General features: G+C 39.1%; 20 protein-coding genes. 12 read left to right on the forward strand and 8 right to left on the reverse strand.

What is annotated here, in order from left to right; translation table 11 throughout:
* Positions 1-90: 90 nt before the first annotated feature.
* Together MBBTH_RS04765 and MBBTH_RS04770 are read right to left on the reverse strand one after the other, a co-directional pair.
* A complete protein-coding gene (locus MBBTH_RS04765; RefSeq protein ID WP_116591916.1) occupies positions 91-516 on the reverse strand; it encodes a hypothetical protein in 426 nt (141 codons plus the stop codon).
* A gap of 265 nt (positions 517-781) precedes the next feature.
* Positions 782-5,368, reverse strand: a complete 4,587-nt coding sequence (locus MBBTH_RS04770; protein ID WP_116591917.1) for a DUF11 domain-containing protein — start codon at positions 5,366-5,368, stop codon at positions 782-784.
* A gap of 453 nt (positions 5,369-5,821) precedes the next feature.
* Here MBBTH_RS04770 and MBBTH_RS04775 point away from each other — a divergent pair, with 453 nt between their 5' ends.
* Positions 5,822-6,955: an adhesin gene (locus MBBTH_RS04775; RefSeq protein ID WP_116591918.1), complete on the forward strand. Its 1,134-nt coding sequence runs from the start codon at positions 5,822-5,824 to the stop codon at positions 6,953-6,955.
* A 34-nt stretch (positions 6,956-6,989) separates the two neighbouring features.
* Entirely contained in the window at positions 6,990-7,673 is a 684-nt protein-coding gene (locus MBBTH_RS04780) for an MIP family channel protein (protein ID WP_116591919.1), read from the forward strand.
* Positions 7,674-7,695: 22 nt separating this feature from the next.
* On the opposite strand, the gene MBBTH_RS04785 is transcribed toward MBBTH_RS04780, so the two are convergent.
* Positions 7,696-8,388 (reverse strand): nitroreductase family protein, encoded by a 693-nt coding sequence (locus MBBTH_RS04785; protein ID WP_116591920.1) that lies wholly within the window; start codon positions 8,386-8,388, stop codon positions 7,696-7,698.
* Between the two features lie 77 nt (positions 8,389-8,465).
* Here MBBTH_RS04785 and pyrH point away from each other — a divergent pair, with 77 nt between their 5' ends.
* Genes pyrH through MBBTH_RS04810 form a run of 5 tightly spaced genes read left to right on the forward strand, consistent with a single transcriptional unit; the run spans position 8,466 to position 11,374 of the window.
* Positions 8,466-9,143 (forward strand): UMP kinase, encoded by a 678-nt coding sequence (gene pyrH, locus MBBTH_RS04790; RefSeq protein WP_116591921.1) that lies wholly within the window; start codon positions 8,466-8,468, stop codon positions 9,141-9,143.
* A gap of 9 nt (positions 9,144-9,152) precedes the next feature.
* Positions 9,153-9,941, forward strand: a complete 789-nt coding sequence (locus tag MBBTH_RS04795; RefSeq protein ID WP_116591922.1) for a TatD family hydrolase — start codon at positions 9,153-9,155, stop codon at positions 9,939-9,941.
* 12 nt (positions 9,942-9,953) lie between these two features.
* Positions 9,954-10,145, forward strand: coding sequence for a DUF2116 family Zn-ribbon domain-containing protein (locus MBBTH_RS04800; protein ID WP_116591923.1), 192 nt, complete (start codon positions 9,954-9,956; stop codon positions 10,143-10,145).
* A 7-nt stretch (positions 10,146-10,152) separates the two neighbouring features.
* Positions 10,153-10,476 carry a heavy metal-binding domain-containing protein gene (locus MBBTH_RS04805; RefSeq protein WP_116591924.1) on the forward strand — a complete coding sequence of 108 codons (324 nt, stop codon included), beginning with the start codon at positions 10,153-10,155 and terminating at the stop codon, positions 10,474-10,476.
* A 1-nt stretch (position 10,477) separates the two neighbouring features.
* Positions 10,478-11,374, forward strand: a complete 897-nt coding sequence (locus tag MBBTH_RS04810) for a hypothetical protein (protein WP_116591925.1) — start codon at positions 10,478-10,480, stop codon at positions 11,372-11,374.
* 31 nt (positions 11,375-11,405) lie between these two features.
* Here MBBTH_RS04810 and MBBTH_RS04815 read toward each other — a convergent pair whose 3' ends face one another.
* Together MBBTH_RS04815 and MBBTH_RS04820 are read right to left on the reverse strand one after the other, a co-directional pair.
* On the reverse strand, positions 11,406-11,765 hold the full coding sequence (locus MBBTH_RS04815) for a tetratricopeptide repeat protein (RefSeq protein ID WP_116591926.1): 360 nt from the start codon (positions 11,763-11,765) through the stop codon (positions 11,406-11,408).
* Positions 11,766-11,774: 9 nt separating this feature from the next.
* Complete coding sequence (locus tag MBBTH_RS04820) at positions 11,775-12,584, reverse strand: sulfite exporter TauE/SafE family protein (RefSeq protein ID WP_116592035.1); 810 nt, start codon at positions 12,582-12,584, stop codon at positions 11,775-11,777.
* 40 nt (positions 12,585-12,624) lie between these two features.
* On the opposite strand from MBBTH_RS04820, the gene MBBTH_RS04825 reads away from it, so the two are divergent.
* From MBBTH_RS04825 to MBBTH_RS04840, 4 genes are all read left to right on the forward strand, one after another.
* Positions 12,625-13,710 carry a hypothetical protein gene (locus tag MBBTH_RS04825; RefSeq protein WP_243409677.1) on the forward strand — a complete coding sequence of 362 codons (1,086 nt, stop codon included), beginning with the start codon at positions 12,625-12,627 and terminating at the stop codon, positions 13,708-13,710.
* 4 nt (positions 13,711-13,714) lie between these two features.
* Positions 13,715-14,611, forward strand: coding sequence for a DMT family transporter (locus tag MBBTH_RS04830; protein WP_116591928.1), 897 nt, complete (start codon positions 13,715-13,717; stop codon positions 14,609-14,611).
* 445 nt (positions 14,612-15,056) lie between these two features.
* Positions 15,057-16,949, forward strand: coding sequence for an MJ1255/VC2487 family glycosyltransferase (locus MBBTH_RS04835; RefSeq protein WP_116592036.1), 1,893 nt, complete (start codon positions 15,057-15,059; stop codon positions 16,947-16,949).
* A gap of 5 nt (positions 16,950-16,954) precedes the next feature.
* Complete coding sequence (locus MBBTH_RS04840; RefSeq protein WP_116591929.1) at positions 16,955-17,782, forward strand: tetratricopeptide repeat protein; 828 nt, start codon at positions 16,955-16,957, stop codon at positions 17,780-17,782.
* A 23-nt stretch (positions 17,783-17,805) separates the two neighbouring features.
* On the opposite strand, the gene MBBTH_RS04845 is transcribed toward MBBTH_RS04840, so the two are convergent.
* From MBBTH_RS04845 to MBBTH_RS04855, 3 genes are all read right to left on the reverse strand, one after another.
* A complete protein-coding gene (locus tag MBBTH_RS04845) occupies positions 17,806-18,750 on the reverse strand; it encodes a transcription initiation factor IIB (RefSeq protein ID WP_116591930.1) in 945 nt (314 codons plus the stop codon).
* 32 nt (positions 18,751-18,782) lie between these two features.
* A complete protein-coding gene (locus MBBTH_RS04850; RefSeq protein WP_116591931.1) occupies positions 18,783-19,070 on the reverse strand; it encodes a Gar1/Naf1 family protein in 288 nt (95 codons plus the stop codon).
* Positions 19,071-19,180: 110 nt separating this feature from the next.
* On the reverse strand, positions 19,181-19,918 hold the full coding sequence (locus MBBTH_RS04855; protein WP_116591932.1) for an RraA family protein: 738 nt from the start codon (positions 19,916-19,918) through the stop codon (positions 19,181-19,183).
* 434 nt (positions 19,919-20,352) lie between these two features.
* Here MBBTH_RS04855 and dnaG point away from each other — a divergent pair, with 434 nt between their 5' ends.
* Positions 20,353-21,597 (forward strand): DNA primase DnaG, encoded by a 1,245-nt coding sequence (gene dnaG / locus MBBTH_RS04860; protein ID WP_116591933.1) that lies wholly within the window; start codon positions 20,353-20,355, stop codon positions 21,595-21,597.
* The last annotated feature ends 3 nt before the right edge of the window (positions 21,598-21,600 follow it).

The following is a 21,600-nucleotide window of genomic DNA, read 5'->3' on the forward strand; positions in this document are numbered from 1 at the left end:
CATCCGAATGACCCAATCTGATGAGAGCCATTGGGAACTTATATCGATGATTCACTAGGTTAAAAAAAATAGAAAAGAGAATCAGAAGATCTATTCTTCTTCCTCTTCTTCTTCAGTAGCTGAGAAGTTCACAAATGAATCTTCTTCAACAACATCTTTTAATTTTAAGGTTTTTTGTACATCCATAGCTAATGCGTTACAGTCCGCTTTGATAGCTTCTAAATGTAATAAGATTCTTTCTTTTTCTTGGTTGATTCTTTCAATGTTTGTGTATGGGTAAGTTGACTCTTTAAGCATTTCATACTCAATAGTTGTGTATGGGTAGTCATTTAATTGCTTACATACATTTTTCAAAACATCTCCTAAGAATTTGTTCATTTCAACTTTTACTCTTTCCCTGATCATTTTGTCGTCATCGAGATTTTCTTTCATCAGACGTACAACTTCAGCTTTTGCGAAAGGTAATTTTTCTTCGTCTTCATCGACAAATTCTTCCATCATTTCTTCTTCAGACATAATTACACCTCTTTGAGTTTTTAAAATATTGAGTCTTTTAGCATTTTTTCCAAAAAAACTATTATTACATCAATATCTACTTAATCATTTATTGGAACTTTTATATAAAGCTTTTGATTATTTTGCAAAAACGAAGCAGTATTCGGCCATTTTTTATGACAAAATATAAAATAATCAATCGTGAAATTAAGAATTCGTATACTTGAAAAATTTTGAAAAACCGTTTGAAAAAAATTAAAAATAGTAGCATTACTGCTACTATAAATTACCTTCTCTTTAAAATTCTTGAATCCAAAAATATCAATGAAAAGACCAAAGCGCCTATTAAACTCCAAAATGGATTTGCAGTGACGTGCTTTTCCAAAACATTGGATGGATTATTGGTTATCACATTTTTAGATGTTTTCAAATTCTTTGGCACCTCATCTGATGGAATGTCAGTGACGTTTACAACTGCAAAATCATTGTTGTTATCCAAATCCGGATCGAAGGTATCGCTGGTCACGACAACACTGTTATTGAGAATTCCGGAACTTATTGCAATTGCCCTGATGATGAGCCTTGCTGATTCACCATAATTAAGGCCATCAATGGTCCAGGTCAATGATTTCTTGTCAAATCTTCCCATAGTGACCTTGAATGACTTTAATTCCAAGGAATCGTCCATAAGTTCGCTTACCTTAATGTTGCGAGCGGTGTTGGGTCCGTTGTTGACAACCTCTATTTCATACTCAATCATGTCGCCTACGGAATACCTGTATTTTGATGCGATTTTTGTAACTGACAGGTCAGCCACCGGTTTGACATTAACTGCGGCATTGTCACGATTGTTGGACATGTTCCAGTCATATTCATCACAATCAACATCAACATTGTTTTCCATCCTTCCAACGGAATTTGAGATTGTGGTCAAATCCATGCATTGCTCCTCCCCGACCTTCAGAGAACCTATGTTCCATTGGCCATCGGAATATGTCCCCTTAGTCGGATTGCAGTCAACAAATACCAATTCATCAGGCAGAATCTCGTTTAAAACAACATTGGTGGCATCATCAGGGCCGTTGTTCCTAACGATAACTGTCCACTTTACCGCTTCACCGAACAATGGCTCAGTGTTGTTTACGCGAATTTTAACTTCCACATCGGCTGATAGCGGAACGTCAACAGATTCGTTGTCCTGATTGTTGGTCAAGTTTGAATCATACTCGTCAGCATGAATCACGGCAATATTTGTTATTTTGCCGGTCTTATTGACCCTGGTTATTATCTCGAGTCTTTGCTCCTCGCCCTTTTCCAGACAGCACATGGCCCATAAGCCATTGTCATAGATGCCTTTTGTAGCGGTGTAGCTGACCAATATTAAGCCTTCAGGCAATGCATCCTCAACATACACGTCGGTTGCCTTATCCGGACCGTCATTTGAAATGATCAATGTCCATGTGACCAGTTCCCTGTAGTTTGGTGAGGTGTTGTTTACCAGCTTGACAACGGAAATGTCTACTGTTTTTTCAACATCTATTGTTTCATTATCCTTGTTGTTTGTTAAATTGTAGTCGTATTCACTGCAGTTTACACTAACGTTGTTTTGAATCGGGCCGGTTGCATTAACCATGCACTCGATGTTTAATGTTAACTCTTCACCGACTTCCAGGGATTCAATAGCCAGTTTTCCTGTGAGAGGATTGTATTTTCCTGAGCTGTCATCGCCCAACCATACCAATGAACCTGGAAGCAGGTCCTTGATAGTGATATTGTGTGCGGTGTCAGGACCGTTGTTTCTAACCTCAATTGTCCATATGACAGTGTCATGATACTTCGGATTGGACTCGTCAACGCTTTTGGAGACAATCAAATCGCTTGCGGGATTGACGGTAATGTTCTCATCATCCTCGTTGTTTGTCAGGTCATAATCATAGTTGTCGCTGGTGACATTTGCAACATTTACAAAATTTCCGGTCGCATTCGCCCTTGAAACTATTTCAATGACGATTATCTCACCGACATTCACCTGTTCAATCACAAAGCCACCGTTCGCATAATCGTGTGTCGAGCTGATGTAAATGAAGCCTTCAGGCAGCACATCCCTAACAATGACGTCTGTGGCGTTGTCGGGACCGTTGTTTGAGATTGTCAATGTCCATTTTACAATGTCCAGATAATTGGCGGAACTTGCGTTAACCTCCTTTTTGATGGCCAGGTCACTGGAGGGATTTGTGTAGATTATTTCCTCGTCGTGATTGTTGGACAGGTCATAGTCAAACTCGGATGCAGTTGCTGTGACGTTATTCTGTGCCAGTCCTGTTCTGTTGACTTGACATTGGATTGTCAATCTGGCTGATTGTCCGTTTTCCAATGTTCCAACGTTCCAGATTCCGGTGTTCTCATCCCAATCCCCATCGCAGCTGATGAAAATAAGTGAGTCCGGCAGGATGTCACTTACACTGACGTTATGAGCGGTGTCCGGACCGTTGTTGGTCACTGTTATTGTCCAGTTGAAATATTCCATGTAATTTGGATTCCTGTTTGAAGAGACCTTATCAACCGCTATATCACTGGCGGGATTGACATTGATTACTGCCTCATCGAAATTGTTGTCCATATTTACATCTAATTCATTTGCTGTGATGTTCACCTCATTGGTGATTTCTCCGGTTTTATTCACCACAGTAATGACAGTGTAAGTCAATATTTCACCCACATCCAATTCGCTGATGTTCAATGCACCGGTTTTTGGATCATACCTATCTCCAAAAGTGTGATTCAGCAAAATCAACCCTTCAGGAATGACGTTGTATGCAATGACTCCAGTTGAATTGTTCGGACCGAGGTTTGTGATGTTGACTGTCCAGATTACGACATCCTCAAAATCAAATGATGATGCGTTTGTGGAGACCGTTATCTTGTTGTCGACCTTAGGAATCACATTGAATGATGAAACATTTGTTATTCCCTTATAATAGGTGTCTTCGAAGTGTTTTGCAGACACGAAATATTTTCCAGGCTTCAAATTGTTCAGATTGACGCTTATCTCACCCAGATAGCTTGAGTTGGATGATTTGTTATAGACCATGGTTCCATCCTCATGGGTTACTGTCAGGAGTATCTGCATGTTGTATTCACGACTGTCCTGATAGAGTCTGCCGTCATCAGTGGCGCCGCTGACAGGGACTTCACCGTCTATGTCAAGACATTCGAAACCCGCTCCATTATAAATGGCGTTTGAAACGGCCAGGTTATTGAATTTAGCAATATTGTTACCTCCGTAGAGGGTTACATTGATCTTTTCACTGTCTCCATAGTAAATGTCCTCACAGGATATCGGCAACCGGTAAACCCAAGCCTGGTTTTCAAAGAGAGTATTGCCCATCAATATGAGATTCTCACCAATGGAGTCATAATAAATCGCACTTCCGTTTCTTGCCGTATTATATTCAAAATCATTCGATATTATGTTTGTCAATACACTTTTTACGTAAATGGCTCCACCCAAACCGTCATCGGTTTTGTCATAGTCTGGGATTGCATGATTTGAAGTGAACAAAGACTTCCTGATTATGGTATTTTCACCATTGATAAAAATTGCTCCACCATCAACGTCCGCAGTGTTGTTTTTGAAATCATCGTTTTCCACATTGACATTTTCAGCTATGATATTTATGGCCCCACCACAATTGGTTGCATGGTTTTTTGTGAAATTGGAATCCACTACTTGAATATTTAAACCTCTTGCCTGAACGGCCCCACCATCTGGAGCCCTATTGCCTTCAAAGTTGCAGTTTTCCACTTTCAAATCCATTGTGTCGTATTGGTAACCGGTTGAAAGAGCCCCTCCAAACTGGCTAGCGGAATTGTTGATGAAAGTGCAGTTGGAAATTAAGCCTGAAGCATGGAATGTCAGTGCTCCCCCTTCGCTGGCACTATTGTTTATGAAAGTGCAGTTTTTATATTCGGTTCCGTTACGAACACATCCTGCACCCCCATGGGAACAGTCGGTTGAACTGATTGCGCGATTGTTTTTGAAAATGCAATTAGATACAAGCGCATTTGATCCAATCTTATCAAGACCCACCTGAATCGCTCCTCCATAGCAGGCAACATCGCTTCTAACATAATTTGACTCGAATATGCAGTCAGTCACTACCGAATTTTTACTATATACGGAAAGGGCCGCACCGGAACATTCTTTATCCTGGTCACGATATCCGCTATTTTCTACAAATCTGCAGTTCTTGACCAGCAGGTTCTCGGCTGTCTCCAAATCATATGCCGTGTAGATAGCACCTGACCGATTGCATTTATTCTTTTCGAAAACGCAATTTTCTACAACAACATTTTTTGCACCGATATGAATGGCCGAACCGGTAAATGCGTAACCATTGATGAACTTTATATCTTTAAATGTTGTTCCTTTGGCCCCCTCCAATACATGAAATGCATGGGATAGGTTTTTACCATCCAGTACCGCTGAGCCTGAACCTACAAAATGCAAAGGCTTGTTAACGGTAATGTATGACTCATTGTCACTGGCATAATAAGTTCCGCTCAATTTAATCGTATCTTGTGGATTTGCTTTATTCACCGCAGTTTTTATGTCACTGTACCTGTTTCCATTTACTGTAATTTGAGCTGCTAGGACATCAGAATCCTGATTATCCACCTCCAGTATGTCTTTTGCTTGAGAATTTTCTAGTTGAATATCAATGTCGCTTCCCATCTCGCTTACGCTTTCATTCAATTCCACAGCTACGGAATCCTCAATTACCATTCCGAAAGAGGTGAAAATCAAACAGACAAGACATATGCAAAACAGGAAGTTTTTGCTAATATTTATCTTTAAGTTGTTCTTTAACATTAAATCACCTTTTGAGGACGATTTGACACTATTAATTAACAAAAAGCTATTAACTAGCAATTGATCTTTTTATTTTCAGTTTTCAATTTGAAAATGCCCTCAAACTTAATAAATTTAAAGGACAACCCTTGAATTCTTAGGCAGATTATTGACTAATTGCCTATCACAGAATATTTTTAATTAAATAAACTGACCAAATTTTCAGATTACCCTAACTTAATAATTAGATTGGAATTTTTCAAAGCAAAATTCAACTCAAAATAAAAGATAATCTTTCTAAATCCTCAAAATGATTATTAAATAAGTTTATATTTAAAATTATGTACTTAAATCTATCAAAATTAAAAATAAAACATAATAATTCATTTTTGAATAAATATTGTAATCGCTTTGAAAAAATATTTTATTGATAAGAACGAAAAATAGAACTATAACAAAAGTAAGGTTAGAGATATGAAAAAACAGATTGCAATACTTATAATGGCACTACTTATTATCGCTCCCGCTATTCATGATGTGAGTGCGGCAAAAACCGTTTTCATTACATCAGATAATATTGTAGACCATGATACTGATTTACGAGTATTAAATTCAATTAAAAGTTATATAGAAGAAATCAGCGGAGGGGAACTTCAGGTAATCGTTGATAATGAAGCTCCTGCCGCAGGAGAAGGATGGAGAGCAATAGAAGTGACAAGTGATGTGAGCATATGTCTGGCAGCATCAGATGCCGGAAACTACTTGCAGCTTGGTACTGCTTCAGCAAATTCCGATAAACAATACATATTTGTCAATATCGGGGACTATGATCTGGACAACCATACAAACTTCCTTAGAAGGGCATGGGACGACAACTATTCAAACGAAAGCCTGGCAGGAATGCATGACCCTGGAACATTTCTGAAAAACGCAGGAGTATATTACATCCAGCCAACCAAGGAATTCCCTCAAAATACTGATGATGGAATTATGGACAGGTATGATGAAGGCATGAACAGGCAAATCGCACAAGAGATTGTGGACATTGTTAACGCTCATGGAGGAGATTCTAAAGTCTTAAGCGATTCCCTGGTTACACACAACATAGTGAAACCTGCAGTGATGGCACAGGCAAGCAATGCATTGGTTGAAAGTGGAGATAAGGAAATGCAAGGAACCTACGGCAACTATACTGCCGCACAATTATTATATCAGACCAGTTCCTACCTGAACGGAAATGGATTGGACGTTCCTAAATCATATGACCCTCCAAGCGATCCTCTTGGAATTTCATTCTTTACAAAGGACACATACTCAGTTTATGATTATTTCAATATGGCAGGAATTGTCAGGGAATACATGGACCAGAACGGTAAGGCTCCAGACTCAATAGAATATAATGGAGCACATATCAGTTATTACGACTTATTATATAATTTTGCAAAGATAACACAAAATCATACTGATGCAGAACATATGGGCTTTGAAAGTGAATATCACTTCGATAAAGTAAACGATTCAATATTATTACATATATTCCCATTCGTAGTAATATTATTCGTTTTATTAATAGCATATCGCTTCTTCAAAAGGATAAGAAGGTTTTAAGAGTATAATAAATTAATAATACATGAGGTAAAATATGAAAAGATATATATCAGAATTAATAGGGACAATGGTTCTTGTCCTGTTCGGTTGTGGAAGTGCAGCCATAGCAGGTTCCGTCTTAGGCACTTTCGGAATCGCAATGGCATTCGGTTTATCCATCGTGGCGATGGCTTATGTGATTGGAGACATCTCAGGATGTCACGTCAATCCTGCAGTGTCCATCGGTATGTGGATTGATGGAAGACTGGAAACAAAAGATCTCTTAGTGTATATTGTATTCCAGCTCATCGGTGCGATAATAGGTATTGCACTCCTGGTAATGATTATCAATTCCGCTCCAAGCCTTGGAGGATATGCCGCAACAGGATTAGGTCAAAACGGATTCGGTTCAGCTTCAAGTGTTGGACTTGACGTAGTGGGAGCCATACTTGTCGAAATTATCCTAACCTTTGTATTTGTATTCACCGTGCTTGGAGTTACTAAAAAAGCGGAAAACGCTGCTGTAGCGGGCATTGTAATCGGTTTAACCCTTGCTTTTGTTCATATCTTAGGTATTCCGTTAACCGGTACATCAGTAAACCCGGCACGTAGTTTAGCACCTGCATTGTTCCTTGGCGGACAAGCTCTCGAACAGGTTTGGGTGTTCATCCTGGCACCTGTCGTTGGAGCGATCATTGCAGGAGTTTTATTCAAAGGTTTAACATCAGAGGATGCATAAATCCTCTAACCTTTTCTTTTTTTTAAATCTTAATGCTTCCAGTATATGTGAAGCCCTTAATCTCTTCAAAACTAGCTTTTTTATGGAATTCAAAACTTTCCTCATTGGACACATACATATGCGCCAATGCAATTCCAATGTCAATCGGGTTCCATTTCTTAAGGACCTGACGTTTGATTATGTTCTGCTTTTTCTGATAGACGTCAAAGCCGTCATCAGTATGCCTGAAATACCATGGCTGTGAGTTGATGGCTGACGGAGCAAGTTGGGCAGGAATCAGCCTTTCATCCTCCCTGTCGGATATCTCAAGAAGTGACTTCCTTTTAAATCCGCTCAAATCCCTTGTCATATTCTCTGACTTGCCGAATGCCATGGCAATTACGAAACCCTCAGATTTTTTCTTGGGAGATGCCATTCCGACCCAACAGCTGCCGATTCCCAATCCCTGAAGGTATAATGACAACTGCTGGAAGACAAAACCCGCATTTTCAAGGTAAAGTTCACCTTTCTCGCAGTTGATGGCCAGATAATATGGTGCCGACCAGCGGGTGCGTATATTGACCTCACTTGCATTTAAAATTTCATAATCATATCTCAGGGAGTCATCCAATGCCCTGACACCAGACATGAAATCGTGAATCAAATCCATGTCAATCTCATCATCCGAATAATCCCTGCAGGACATTCTGACAAAAATCTGTTCCTTTAAATTCATATGAGATTATTTATTTAATTCATTCCTATTAAAATTTAAATAATATCTAAAAGATACATTATTAATAAGGTGAATATATGAAAATTGTTGTTGCAATTGGAGGATCAATTTTACTAAAAGAATATGACTGTAAGAAATTCCAGGAATACAGTGCTATCTTAAAGGATTTGGCAACCGAACATGAACTGTTTGTTGTTGTTGGCGGCGGTAAGCCTGCAAGAGAATACATCAGCGTAGTTCGTGATTTGGGTGCCGGTGAAGCGCAATGCGATGACATTGGAATTGAAGTTACAAGAATCAATGCCAAATTAATGTTGTCCGCACTCGGCGATGCCGCATACCAAAGGGTGCCACATAATTTCCAGGAAGCACTGGAATTCTCAGCAACAGGAAAAATCATAGTCATGGGCGGAACCGAACCTGCACACAGTACCGATGCGGTATCAGCCATATTGGCCGAATATGTCCAGGCAGACAAGCTCATTAACTTGACTTCTGTTGATGGAATGTATACAAAAGATCCAAATAAGTTTGATGATGCCGAACTCGTCCCTGAAATTACCGCAACAGACCTTCTTGAATTCCTAAGCGGCAAGGACGTTAAGGCAGGAACCTATGAATTTTTCGACACCACTGCAGTACAGATGATTAAGAGGTCCGACCTCGAGACCGTTATTACCAACGGATTTGAACCTGAAAACCTAATCAAGGCGGTGAACGGGGAAAATATCGGTACCAAAATTATCAATGAATAAGGTGGAAAAGTGGATAACCTAATAGATATCGGCTTGAATCTGATGCACAAATCCTTCAGAAAGGATAGGGTTGAAATAATTGAGGAAGCCAAGAAGGTTGGCGTTAACCAGTTTATCATTACTGGAACCAACGTGAACTCAAGTCAATTGGCTGCAGAATACGCATCAAAATATCCTGGAACCCTGTTTTCAACATCAGGAGTTCATCCTCATGACGCCAAAACCTGTAACGGTCACACAATGTTCGAACTTGAAAAGATAGCCAGAAACGAAAGTGTCGTGGCCATTGGAGAATGCGGTCTTGACTACAACAGAAACTTTTCGCCTCAAGACCTGCAAAGAAAATGGTTTGAAGCGCAGATAGAGGTTGCTGAACGTACAGACATGCCCCTGTTTCTGCATGAAAGGGAGGCCCATAAGGACCTGTGCGAAATCCTGAAAAGACATGACAGCGTCATAGAAAGATCAGTTGTTCACTGTTTTACCGGGAACAAGCAGGAAGCACAAAATTATGCTGATTTAGGTTGTTATATAGGTGTTACAGGCTGGATCTGTGACATGAAAAGAGGTAGAGACTTGCAGGAAGCTGTGAGTGCAATTCCTCCTGAAAAACTAATGATTGAAACGGATGCTCCGTTTCTTATACCCAAGAACTTTGACAAGAAACCCAAAAAGAACAGAAACGAACCAAAATATTTACCTCACATCCTCGAGACAATTGCATTATGCATGGGAATCGACGCAGAAGAACTCGCAACTCAAGTTACCAAAAATACTAAAGAATTTTTCAAAATATAAGGAGATGATAGAATGGCAGTAGACCCTCATAAACATTGCCCAATTTGTGGAACCCCAATTCCATTGAATGAACTTGTATGCTCCCCGGATTGCCAAAAAGTCTGGGACGCTAGATTAAACCAAAGAAAAAGATCACAAATAATCTTATACGTAGTTATTGCAATCTTTTTAATAATCTGGGCAATAATGACATTCATGAAATAGTGATAAAATGATTTTAACCTCCTCAAACACCCTAGAGAGTAAAGAAATTATAGAATATAAAGGACTGGTTACTGGAGAATCCCTAATCGGTGCGAATATCTATAAAGACCTGTTTTCCGGAGTTCGTGATGTCGTGGTTGGAAGAACCACCCAATATGAGGAAGAACTCCAAAAGGCAAGAAACATCGCTTTGGAAAGCATGGAAAAGAAAGCAGAAAGCTTAGGTGCCAATGCCATTGTAGGCCTTAAGCTTTCCTATGACAATCTAGGCGGAACAATGGGTAACACAATCCTCGTAACAGTCTATGGCACTGCAGTTAAATGTGAATAGAATGAAACTAGAAACAAAGCATGAAAAGCGAAAATACATTCAAGAAGTAATTTTCTGCATTTCATTGGCAACCCTCACTGGACTTGTTGTCTATCAAGCGTTTTTATACTTTAATATAGCCATTTTCGGTTGGAATTTGGGATTGATTTTTGCCCCATTGACTGCAGGATATGTTGAAACATACATTGCAAACAAGCTAATCGGCGAAGACATAGGTGCGATAAGTGCATTTATCCTCTTTGCATACACCACTTTTTACAGCTTTATCTTAAAGAATCCTACATTGGGATTCAACCTCATTACAATCGGATCAATAGCCGTGATTTTACAGGCGGCATTTCCAACGTTAATCAATTACCTCATCTTTACTGTTGGAGCGGGAGTTGTCCTTTACTTTTTAGGAATCTGTAAAAAAATTAATGGCTTTGTATCTGGCCAAATCAAGAAATTCCGATGCAAATACTTCCATAAAGAACCTACCATCACAGAGGAGGTTGAAAAGGATTATCACTTTGATGAGGTCAAAAGCAATGAACTGATTAACAGTCTTGACTTTTACTTCCTGACCAGCACCGACCCAGTGAAAAAAAGAATAGTCAATCTGGGACAATTCCATGCCACAGTAATCGTCGAAAAGGCCACAATAAGAACCCCACCAAGACCTAAGGAATTTGAGGATGAAACATTATACAATTTGAAAATGGGAAAGGACGAATGCCTTGTTAAGATTGCAAATAAAGTCAAGGGAGCAGGAGGAAACGGCATTATTGACCTTGACATACAATACAGCCTAATCGGAATTGGCGGTGACAGCTATCAGGTTAGCGCATTTGGAATGGGAATGTATTTAAGCCCAAAGGTAATAAACTCAAATGAGTTTATAAAAACAGGAAAATAGTTAAAATCATGCTCTAACTTATGCTAGAGCACTATTCAATTTTTTCCAATCTCTTTTTAAAATCCTCATTTTTACCGCAGTTGCTGATTGCCTTTTTTAAGATGTCTTTCTCGGCTTCGACATCACCCTGCTTTTCATAGATATTAATTAGCGCCTCATAGGCTTTTGTTGAATCCGGCAACTGGAAAATGACTTCCTTATATAGTTTAATTGCCTCATCATATTTATTGCCCTTTTCAAGAAGTTGAGCTTCCTGCATCAGATGGGTGATGCTATCGAACTTACCTTCCCTTTTTGGCTTGATTTTTCCCTCAACATTCTTCAGCTTATCAAAGATGCTGTCCGCTTCATCAGCATCGAAGTTTTTACCGACTTTTCTCTCTTCGCTCATTATATCACCTTAAGGTAGAATTCCCAACATTTTCAATGCCATGTACAATACCAATAGGGAAAACACTATCTTCAACTTCTTTTGAGGTATCCTATGTGCGAATTTGGCACCTAAAGAGGCAAAAGGCACTGAAAAACAAGCAATCAATGCAAAATTGATTAGGCTCACATAACCTATTGAGTATGGAAATGTGCTTACACCCCATCCTGAAACCACATATGATAAGAATCCTCCAATTGCAGTTAGGCAAATAAAGATAGAGGATGTCCCAATGGCTTCAATCATTGAAAATCCAAGAAGCGCAGTTAGGATGGCTATTAGAAATATTCCCCCACCAACACCTAAAAGACCTGATGAGAATCCGACCAAAACACCGATTACTCCAGTTGTGACTAGATTGAATGGTATCCTTGCCTCTTCCCTTTCCTTGTTTATGCTGATGATATTGTTCACAGTAATGAACAGCAACAAGCATCCGAAGATTATTTCCAGAGCCCTTGACGGCATCATGGAAGCTGCAAATCCTCCTATGGCTCCTCCGATTATTCCGAAAATCCCCAATCGGATTCCTGGCTTTATGATATTGTCCATTGTCCGGGTGTGCCTATATGCTCCGCTCAAGGATGTCGGGATGATAATGGCCAGACTGGTTCCAAATGAGATTAATATCGCCAAATCAGGTTCGACACCTATGTATTTCAGTAAAAAATACTGCAAGGGCACAATTAAAAATCCGCCACCTATGCCCAAAAGGCCTGATGCGAATCCTGCGCAGATACCTATCAGCATTAGTCCGATGAAATATTCTATTGGAAACATGACATCACTTTTATAAGTATTAACAATTAAATTATTGTTTATGAAAGTTAATAAAACTATATTAGTTGGAGCGGCATTTATTCTACTTGCGGGAATAATCTTTCTAACTGATTTTTTGAATCCGATTATCCGACCTGTCACATACTTGTTTTTGATGGGATCATCAAAAGGAAAAGACATCATTTTCTTTGGCCTTTTGGGCTTATTCATAATATTATCTCAAGTGATTAAAAAGAAAATCGACACAACCAAGTATTTGAAGGTTTCAATGATAACCGGAGGGGTTTTATTAATTTTAGGCATATTTTTAGAGGTTTTATTCAGAATGCAGATGGGCATTAAGCTCAACACAGTATTCTGCTCTATGACTAACGGCATGAGTTCCACAAGCATCTTGCATACTCACCTGATAAAGTCCATTTTGGGAGCAGTGCTGACTCAGATAATGGGACCGTTTATCCAAAGTGGCATCAACACAGGCGTTGGCCTATATGCTTACGTTCCAAGTTTTGCATTTCTTGTGATTTTGCTTATCCCAATACTATTTGTGGCAATAGTCCTTGCCTCACAGAAACGCCCATGGTTTACAAACTTCCTACTGGCATTCTTTTCAAGCTGCCTGATTATCGGAATTGTTGACGGAGGAATGTTTGCAACCCCGTCATATGTCGGAATATTGGGACTTTACCTCGTTTACAGAAATGGCTACTACATGAATTATATTGTCGGAAAAGTTCTGAAGGACGACAGTCTGCTTGAAGAGAACGAACTAAACCAACCCGTTTACAGAAATCGTGGATTTTCACAAAAAAGATTCATATTTAACCGTTTTGGAATTTACTTCTTTGTAATACTGGTGATACTCCTAAGATTTACAGTTGCATTTGCAGGCGCAGAACCTGACTATTATACGGTGGACATTGTAAATCCAAGTGAAGACATTGATCTTGGAAACATCAGCGTTGAAGTGATTGATAATGAATATGACAACAAAACAAACAAGACCACCTACCACATTGACCCGCAATACAACGAGATGAAACTAATTAACGACCTGAGGGCTCCTCTGGACAATTCGTGTGAATATTATACAGTGTCCTGGAACATTTACTCTTATTTAGAATGATACCATGAAAAAACTCTACTTGATATTACCTATTCTGGCAGGATTGATGTTCGGGTCAAGCGGAATATTTGTGCGCACATTAACCCAGAACGGAATATACCAGACAACACTACTTTTCCTAAGGTTTTCCCTGGCAATAATCCCAATAGCCATAGCCATTATCCTAACCGACAGAAAGCTCTTTAAAGCGGAGCTGAAGGACATTCCACTTTTTTTGGTTTGTGCAATATGCATGGTAGGGCTCAATCTGTGCTACAATGAGTCAATGAATACCGTTCCACTTTCACTGGCGGCCGTGTTGCTGTCAATAGCTCCGATTTATGTCTTGATTTTTGCATATGTGCTCTTCAGAGAAAAAATCACATCCAAAAAGGTGATTTGCATGGTCCTGGCAATTTTGGGATGTGTACTGATGACAGGAGTTCTGGAAAGCGACTTGAGCAGCATACCATTATTCGGAATTTTGTCAGGCATTGGAGCGGGGCTCTTTTGGGCAATCTATCTTATGGCCTCCAAAAAGTCAATCGAAGACGGGAACCACACCTATACGATACTCATCTACTGCACAGTATTCCTTTCACTTGCCCTAATACCATTTACCGACTTCAATCAAATCGGCAATTTTGTAGGCATAGATCCTCTGCCTGCAGTAATCTTTCTAATCATACACTCCACATTTTCATTCGCACTGCCGTATATCTTCTCAACAGTGAGTCTTAAGTACATGGACTCCGGAACATCATCCATTTTCCTATCCGGTGCTGAACCTTTTGCAGCATTGATTTTCGGACTTCTCATATACTCTGAAATCCCATCATTGCTGATGTTTTGCGGATTCCTCTTGACAGTCGGCGCAATGACAATACTCTCAAGGGTTGGCAGTGATGAAAATCCTGCATGAGGTGAGAGGTGTATTTCAACTGTAAATTCCCCGAATTGTAAAATAAGCATTATTTAGACTATTTCTTTCAATTGAAGAATTATACTCCGTAAAACATGAAAGCATTATTTAAAATCATGATAGATTAAAAATGTGTAAAAAATATTGACTTACTCGGAAACATTTTTCATACAGTAAATGAGAACGCTTTGCCCAAATCAACAATAGCTCACCATCCGCCCATGAAAATTGAAAATTCCATTTTAAAATGCAACATTCCCTTCATTAAAAATACAATACATCAAATCTCAGAAAAATGGGAATTTTCAAAAAACTCGATTTAAAGGTAAATTTCAAGTTATCTTGGAAGGGAATTTTTTTCAAGAAAATAAATGAAATCTATCCAAAATCAAAAAAACGGACGATTTTACAAAAACTTATTTATACAAAAAATAAATTTTTAACTATGATTATAAGCATTATCATACCTACCTATAATGAGGAGGATTACCTTCCAAACCTGTTGGATAGTATAAAAAGACAAAACTTTGATGGATATGAAGTAATTGTGGCCGATGCAAATTCAACCGACAGAACCCGGGAAATTGCTGAATCATATGGCTGCATTGTGGTTGATGGAGGTCTTCCGGCAGTGGGTAGGAATAATGGTGCCCGTGTTGCAAAAGGGGAATATCTGCTGTTTTTGGATTCCGATTTGGAGTTGACAGACGACTATTTGAGAAATGTGCTTTATGAATTCAGGATGGAGCATCTGGGAATTGCAATCACCAAAATGAAACCTATGTCCGATAAAATCGAAGACAAGATATTCCACGATTTCGCCAACTATTTCATGATAGGCGTTGAAAAAATCAAACCTCACGGAGCGGGATGCTACGGCATCATAACCAAAAAATCCCTGCATGACGAATGCGGAGGATTCGACGAGTCATTAACATTCGGTGAGGATACAGACTATATTGAAAGACTGGCTGAAAAGGAACGCTTTAGGGTTTTGAGAAATGCAAGAATTGGAGTTTCAACCAGAAGACTTGAAGAGGAGGGCATTGTAACCCTGATAAGGCAATACGGTAAAAGTACCGTTAATGATTTTTTAGGAAAAAGAACAGATGCCGCAGACCTTAACTATAATTTCGGCCACGGCCATGAAAAATTGACAACCGAAAGAATGGAAGGCATTGCAAAAAGAACTGAGCAACTAAATCAGGTGAAAAAGAACTATGACAAGTCGGTTGATATAGTGAAAACCGCACAGGACAACCTTAAAAAGTCACACAATCGTGACAGGAAAGTTGTTTTCTACTGCGTTTGCGGTGAGGGAATGGGTCACTCCATACGTACAGGAGTGATTGTGGACAGGCTTAAGGAGAAATATGACATCTACATTTTCACTCATGGAAACGCCTATAACTATCTGAGTTCAAAATTCGACAATGTCTTTAAGATCGGTGGATTCAATACGGTCTACATTAACAACAAGGTGGATAATGTCAAAACACTTGTCAGCGCTTTAAAAAGAAATCCTCAGAACATGAGATCAAGTTATGATGAGCTCTACAAGAAAGCGAAGGAATTATCCCCAGACGTCATCGTTACTGATTTTGAAATATACTCAACATACGTATCCAAATTGTTAAATATCCCCCTTATTAGCCTTGACAACATGCATATCATCACACAGGCAGACATTTCATATCCTCAAAACCAGAGGCTTGAGATGCTTAAGGCAAAGGCCGTTATAAAGACATATGTTGTCAAGCCAAAGATTCACATCATCACAAGCTTCTTCTATCCGAAGGTCAGGGGAAACCATCATGCGGTAATCTATCCTCCAATCATTCGTGAAGACATTCTGAAATTGGAACCGACCGAAGAAGACCACATTATCGTATACCAAACAAGCAAGGAAAGTGTCAAGCTTGTAAAACGCCTGAAAGCGCTGAAAGACGAGAAATTCATTGTTTACGGTTTCAATAAGGAGGAAGTTGACGGCAACCTGACATACAAGCTATTCAATGAGGACGTGTTCTATGATGATTTGGCCAGCGCAAAGGCCGTTGTCTGCAATGGGGGATTCACATTCATCTCAGAAGCGATTACACTTAAAAAGCCGATCTACTCAGTTCCTGCCAAAGGAAACTTTGAACAGGTGCTTAACGGATACTATGTCCAAAGACTGGGATATGGGGAATACCATGAGGTGATGAGTGTAAACAGGCTTGCAAAATTCCTGAAAAAACTTCCAAAGTATCAGGAAAAATTATCCCAGGTTAAAAAGTACAATAATGATGGAATCATAAAGGAACTGATTTACAGAATCGAAAAATACTCTAAGTGATTTTCATGGGTTATGGAGAATGGCATCCCGGCGATCCGATAGGATTTGGAAATGATATAGGTGCTCCTGAAGTGCCATATATGAGTTATGGTCCTCGAAAAAGGGAAGATGAAGTCGATGAAGAGGAGCTTAAAAAAGAGCGTGAAGAGCGGGATAGGAGATACACTTCGAAAAAGATATCCGATGATGCCTGGAAACTATATCTGGAACACAGATATGGGGAGGCACTGATTTTTATTAATAGGGCTTTGGAATATGATGGTGAAGAATCCAATACGTGGAACAGGAAAGGAGCAATACTTGATGGATTGAACCGGTTTGAAGAGGCTATTGAAAACTATAACATAGCGATTGAACTTGAGGATAGTGAAATCTACAAGAACAACAAGGCCGAAGTTCTAATCGAATGGGCATATTCCTTGAAAGATAAGAGAGAATACGAAAAGGCCCTAGAGAAAATCAACGAATCAATAGACATTTTTCAAAACATCTCATACAAGACATGTGAAAGTGAAGCCTATAACCTTAAAGGACTTATTTTGGAGGAAATGGGCGAGACTCTCAATGCATTCAATGCATATAAAAAGGCGGTCGAACATGTCAGGGATGACGATGAGTGCAAGGGATCCTACAAGAGAAACAGGGACCACTTGCTTCAGTATATTGAGGATGATAAATTCGAATGCCCCAAATGCGGCAATACGCTTATGATAACCGATAATTTCTGCAATATCTGTGGAGCCAAATTCGAGGAGCCCCTTCATAAAAAGGATAAAAGCAAAACACACTACTCCGATGGAGTAACTGTCATTGAGTTTGATGATGAAGATTAAAAAAAATAAGTTAAAACGAGTGTTTATAAAGTAACACCCATTTCTAATTGTTCTGTTAATTCTTTGTACCTGTTACGTATTGTAACTTCTGTAACACCAGCGATGTCCGCAACATCCCTTTGTGTTTTTCTCTCACCGAGTAAAACGGATGCTATGTATAATGCGGCTGCTGCCACACCGGTAGGTCCTCTTCCGGAAGTCAATCCTTTTTCCATTGCCTTTTCAATGATTTCAATAGCTTTGGATTGTGCTTCACCGGACAAACCTAATTCACTTGCGAATCTAGGAACATAATCCACTGGGGAAGTTGGAGGCAATTTAATGTTTAGTTCACGGGTAAGGAACCTGTATGTTCTTCCAACCTCTTTTTTGGTTACACGAGAGACTTCAGCAATCTCATCGAGGGTACGAGGTACGTTACAACGTCTGCATGCCGCATATAATGATGCCGCTACAACCCCTTCAATACTTCTTCCACGAATAAGCTTGTTGTCCACTGCACTTCTGTAGACCACACTTGCAGCTTCCCTTACGCTTCTAGGAAGACCTAACCTTGAGGAGTCACGGTCCAGTTCACTCAATGCGAACGCAAGGTTTCTTTCGGTAGCTCCGGAAATCCTGATTTTCCTTTGCCATTTTCTTAATCTGTACCATTGAGCCCTGTTTCTTGCAGGTATGTCACGACCGTAGATATCCTTGTTTCTCCAGTCGATCATGGTACTTAGACCTTTATCGTGAATTGTGTATGTGATTGGAGCACCAACCCTGGTACGTTTGTCTCTTTGCTCATGGTCGAATGCTCTCCATTCAGGACCCATATCTACTAGGTTCTCATCAATGACTAATCCGCAACGAGCGCATACAACTTCCGCTCTTTCATAGTCACCTATCAATTCTTCTGAACCACATTCTGGACATACTGTTTGTTTTGAATCATCGTAAACATCACTTGATCTTCTATTTTCGATTTCTGATTTGCGTCCTCTTTTAGGAGTTTCATTTACTTTCTGTGGCGTGGTTTCATCCTCCTTTTCTTCTGTTTTTTAGATTTTGGTCTTGATACAAATAGTTTTTCACCACTATTTTTCTGAAGTTCATCCCTATCCGCTGACCTGAACAGGCGGATTGAGATGTATGGTTTTTTTGTAGGTCCGAAAACATAGCTGACCTTACCTATCTTGTTCTTCTTACTGTCAAAAACAATTCCCCCTGGTGCGGGTGTCTTGGTAGATCTTGCTATCAGTTTTCCTGAGTTTGCCACATGCAAACTGTTACCTAAAAATTTCATAAAATCAAACTTAAAATCAAATCTGTATCATTTATATAATTAGAAATAGGTAGTATATATAGTTACCGATATATTTATATATAAATATTGGTTTCTATTTAAATGTTTTTCTATTTCAATCCGGTGATTTGAGCAAGGGTTTTGCCGTCGGCAATGTCATCAATAATTTTTGATTCCTTAATCTTGACGCCGAGTGTTGCCACCATGGTCTGATTGAACAGCTCCCTCGGAATCACAACGATGCCGCTTTCATCACCTATGAAAAAGTCGCCGGGATTGATCTTGACATCCTCAACAACAATTGGCTCGTTCAAGGTTCCCAAACCTAATGCTGAACCGGCATTCGGACAGAAGTTGCTTGCAAAGACCGGGAAATCCATATGCAGTAACGCATCCAAGTCACGTGCAGACCCATAGATGACGGTCGCCTTGATGCCGTTGTCACGGGCGCAGGTGGATGCAAGCTCGCCCCAAATCGCTTTGTCATCATCGCTGACCTTAAAAAACAGGATGTCCCCTTCTGCGGCCTCATCGATTGCCAATGCGGAGGTGCCCCAGTCATCGCTTTCGGTTTCGACTGTGAAGATTGACCCCCATACCTTCTGGTTGTTAATCGGCTTGATTGACTGTATTGAACCTGACCTTCTGGAGATTCCGTTATATGCATCTGAAACCTGACAGGCGGAAACATTGTCAAGCAGGGACATTAAATTAATGTGATTATCGTAATTCTTGCCATTGAACTTCAAATCGTCAATAGTAACATCATCTAAGTTAATTTTATCAATATCTACACGTTTTTTCAAATTTTTATTTTTATTCAAAACATCACTTGGACTTATTGCCATAATTCATCACTTCAATTTAATAATATATGTTACCATGTTAAAATAGATTTCACATATTTTATATATTAGTTTAATCTAAAATATTATTTGGAGTATTGAAAAAAATACTTATGAAAATTATTATATGCTCATAGAGTTTATTTACATTTATTCAATTATTAAATTATTATTATTAATTAATCAAAAGACAGGAGAAAATTTATTATTAAGGCAAAATTCAAGTTAAGAATCAAGATTACATAGACCACAATATGAAAAAATGATAACTCCTTAATAGTAACACACTCCAAATGTATTAACTCTTTTTAGTGTATATAAGGTCAAAAAGGCCAAATTTATCGTATAATTTATGCAAGTTACTTGCCTAAAAATAATTTATATTTTTAGATATTACATAAATTATCCCGATTTAATTAAGCTTAGGAGGCTTAAATATGGGAAAAGGTGAAGAATTAACAACAACAAAATATTTAATTCATGCTCAAATCACCGCTAACGGTATTGTTGAAAAACCAGATGTTGTTGGTGCTGTATTTGGGCAAACTGAAGGTTTACTTAGTAACGATTTAGATTTAAGAGAACTCCAAAGAACTGGAAGAATAGGCAGGATCCAAGTTAACATCCACTCAAACAGTGGAAGAGCAAAAGGTGAAATTGTAATTCCTTCCAGTTTAGACAGGGTTGAGACCGCCATACTCGCTGCATCACTCGAAACCATCAACAGAGTAGGTCCTTGTGAAGCAGAAATCAGAACTTCAAAAGTTGAGGATGTAAGGGCAGTCAAAAGGGAACAAGTTGTTAACCGTGCTAAAGAGATTTACAAAAACATGGTTGAAAGCGTTGGTCCTACCAGCATGAGAATGATTGAGGAAGTAAGGGAAGCAATGAGAGTTCATGAAATCTCTGAATACGGTGAAGACCGCCTCCCAGCTGGTCCAAGCATACACACATCCGATGCAATTATCGTGGTTGAAGGCCGTAGCGATGTTTTAAACCTACTTAAATACGGTATCAAAAACACCGTTGCAGTCGAAGGAGTGAGCGTTCCTAAATCCATTGGAGAATTAAGTAAGAAAAGAACCACAACCGCATTTGTAGATGGTGACAGAGGCGGAGAATTAATCTTAAAAGAATTATTGCAAATCGGTGATGTTGACTATATTACCCGTGCACCTAAAGGAAAAGAAGTTGAAGACCTGGAAAAAGACGAAGTCCTCGTGGCTTTAAGAGACAAGGTCCCAACCGCACAGTTTTTAGCATCAACCAACCTATTGAACGATTCCAATAAAAGAAAAGAAAACAACAGAAACCACAACAATAGGAAAAACCAAAAATACAACCGCAACAACAGACACCAACAACAGCAAGCTGTTAAAGAACCTGAAATAGAAGATGACGAAGTTAGCCTAATGAAAGACATGCTAAAAGAGTTTGAAGGATCAGGTTGCGGAGCTATCTTGGATGAAGCATTGAATATGACCAAAGAGGTAGAGGTTGAAAATATCTATGAGGAAATCAAGAATATTGAAGGAACCGCCGACACCGTAATATTCGATGGCGTTATCTCACAAAGACTTGTGGATGTTGCATCCGAAAAAGGAATCAACAAACTGGTTGCATTCAAATCCATGAATATAGTTAAAAAACCTCAAAACGTTAAGTTAATAACTATTCAATAGATA

Origin of the sequence: Methanobrevibacter thaueri, from assembly GCF_003111625.1 — an archaeon.
GTDB lineage: Archaea > Methanobacteriota > Methanobacteria > Methanobacteriales > Methanobacteriaceae > Methanocatella > Methanocatella thaueri.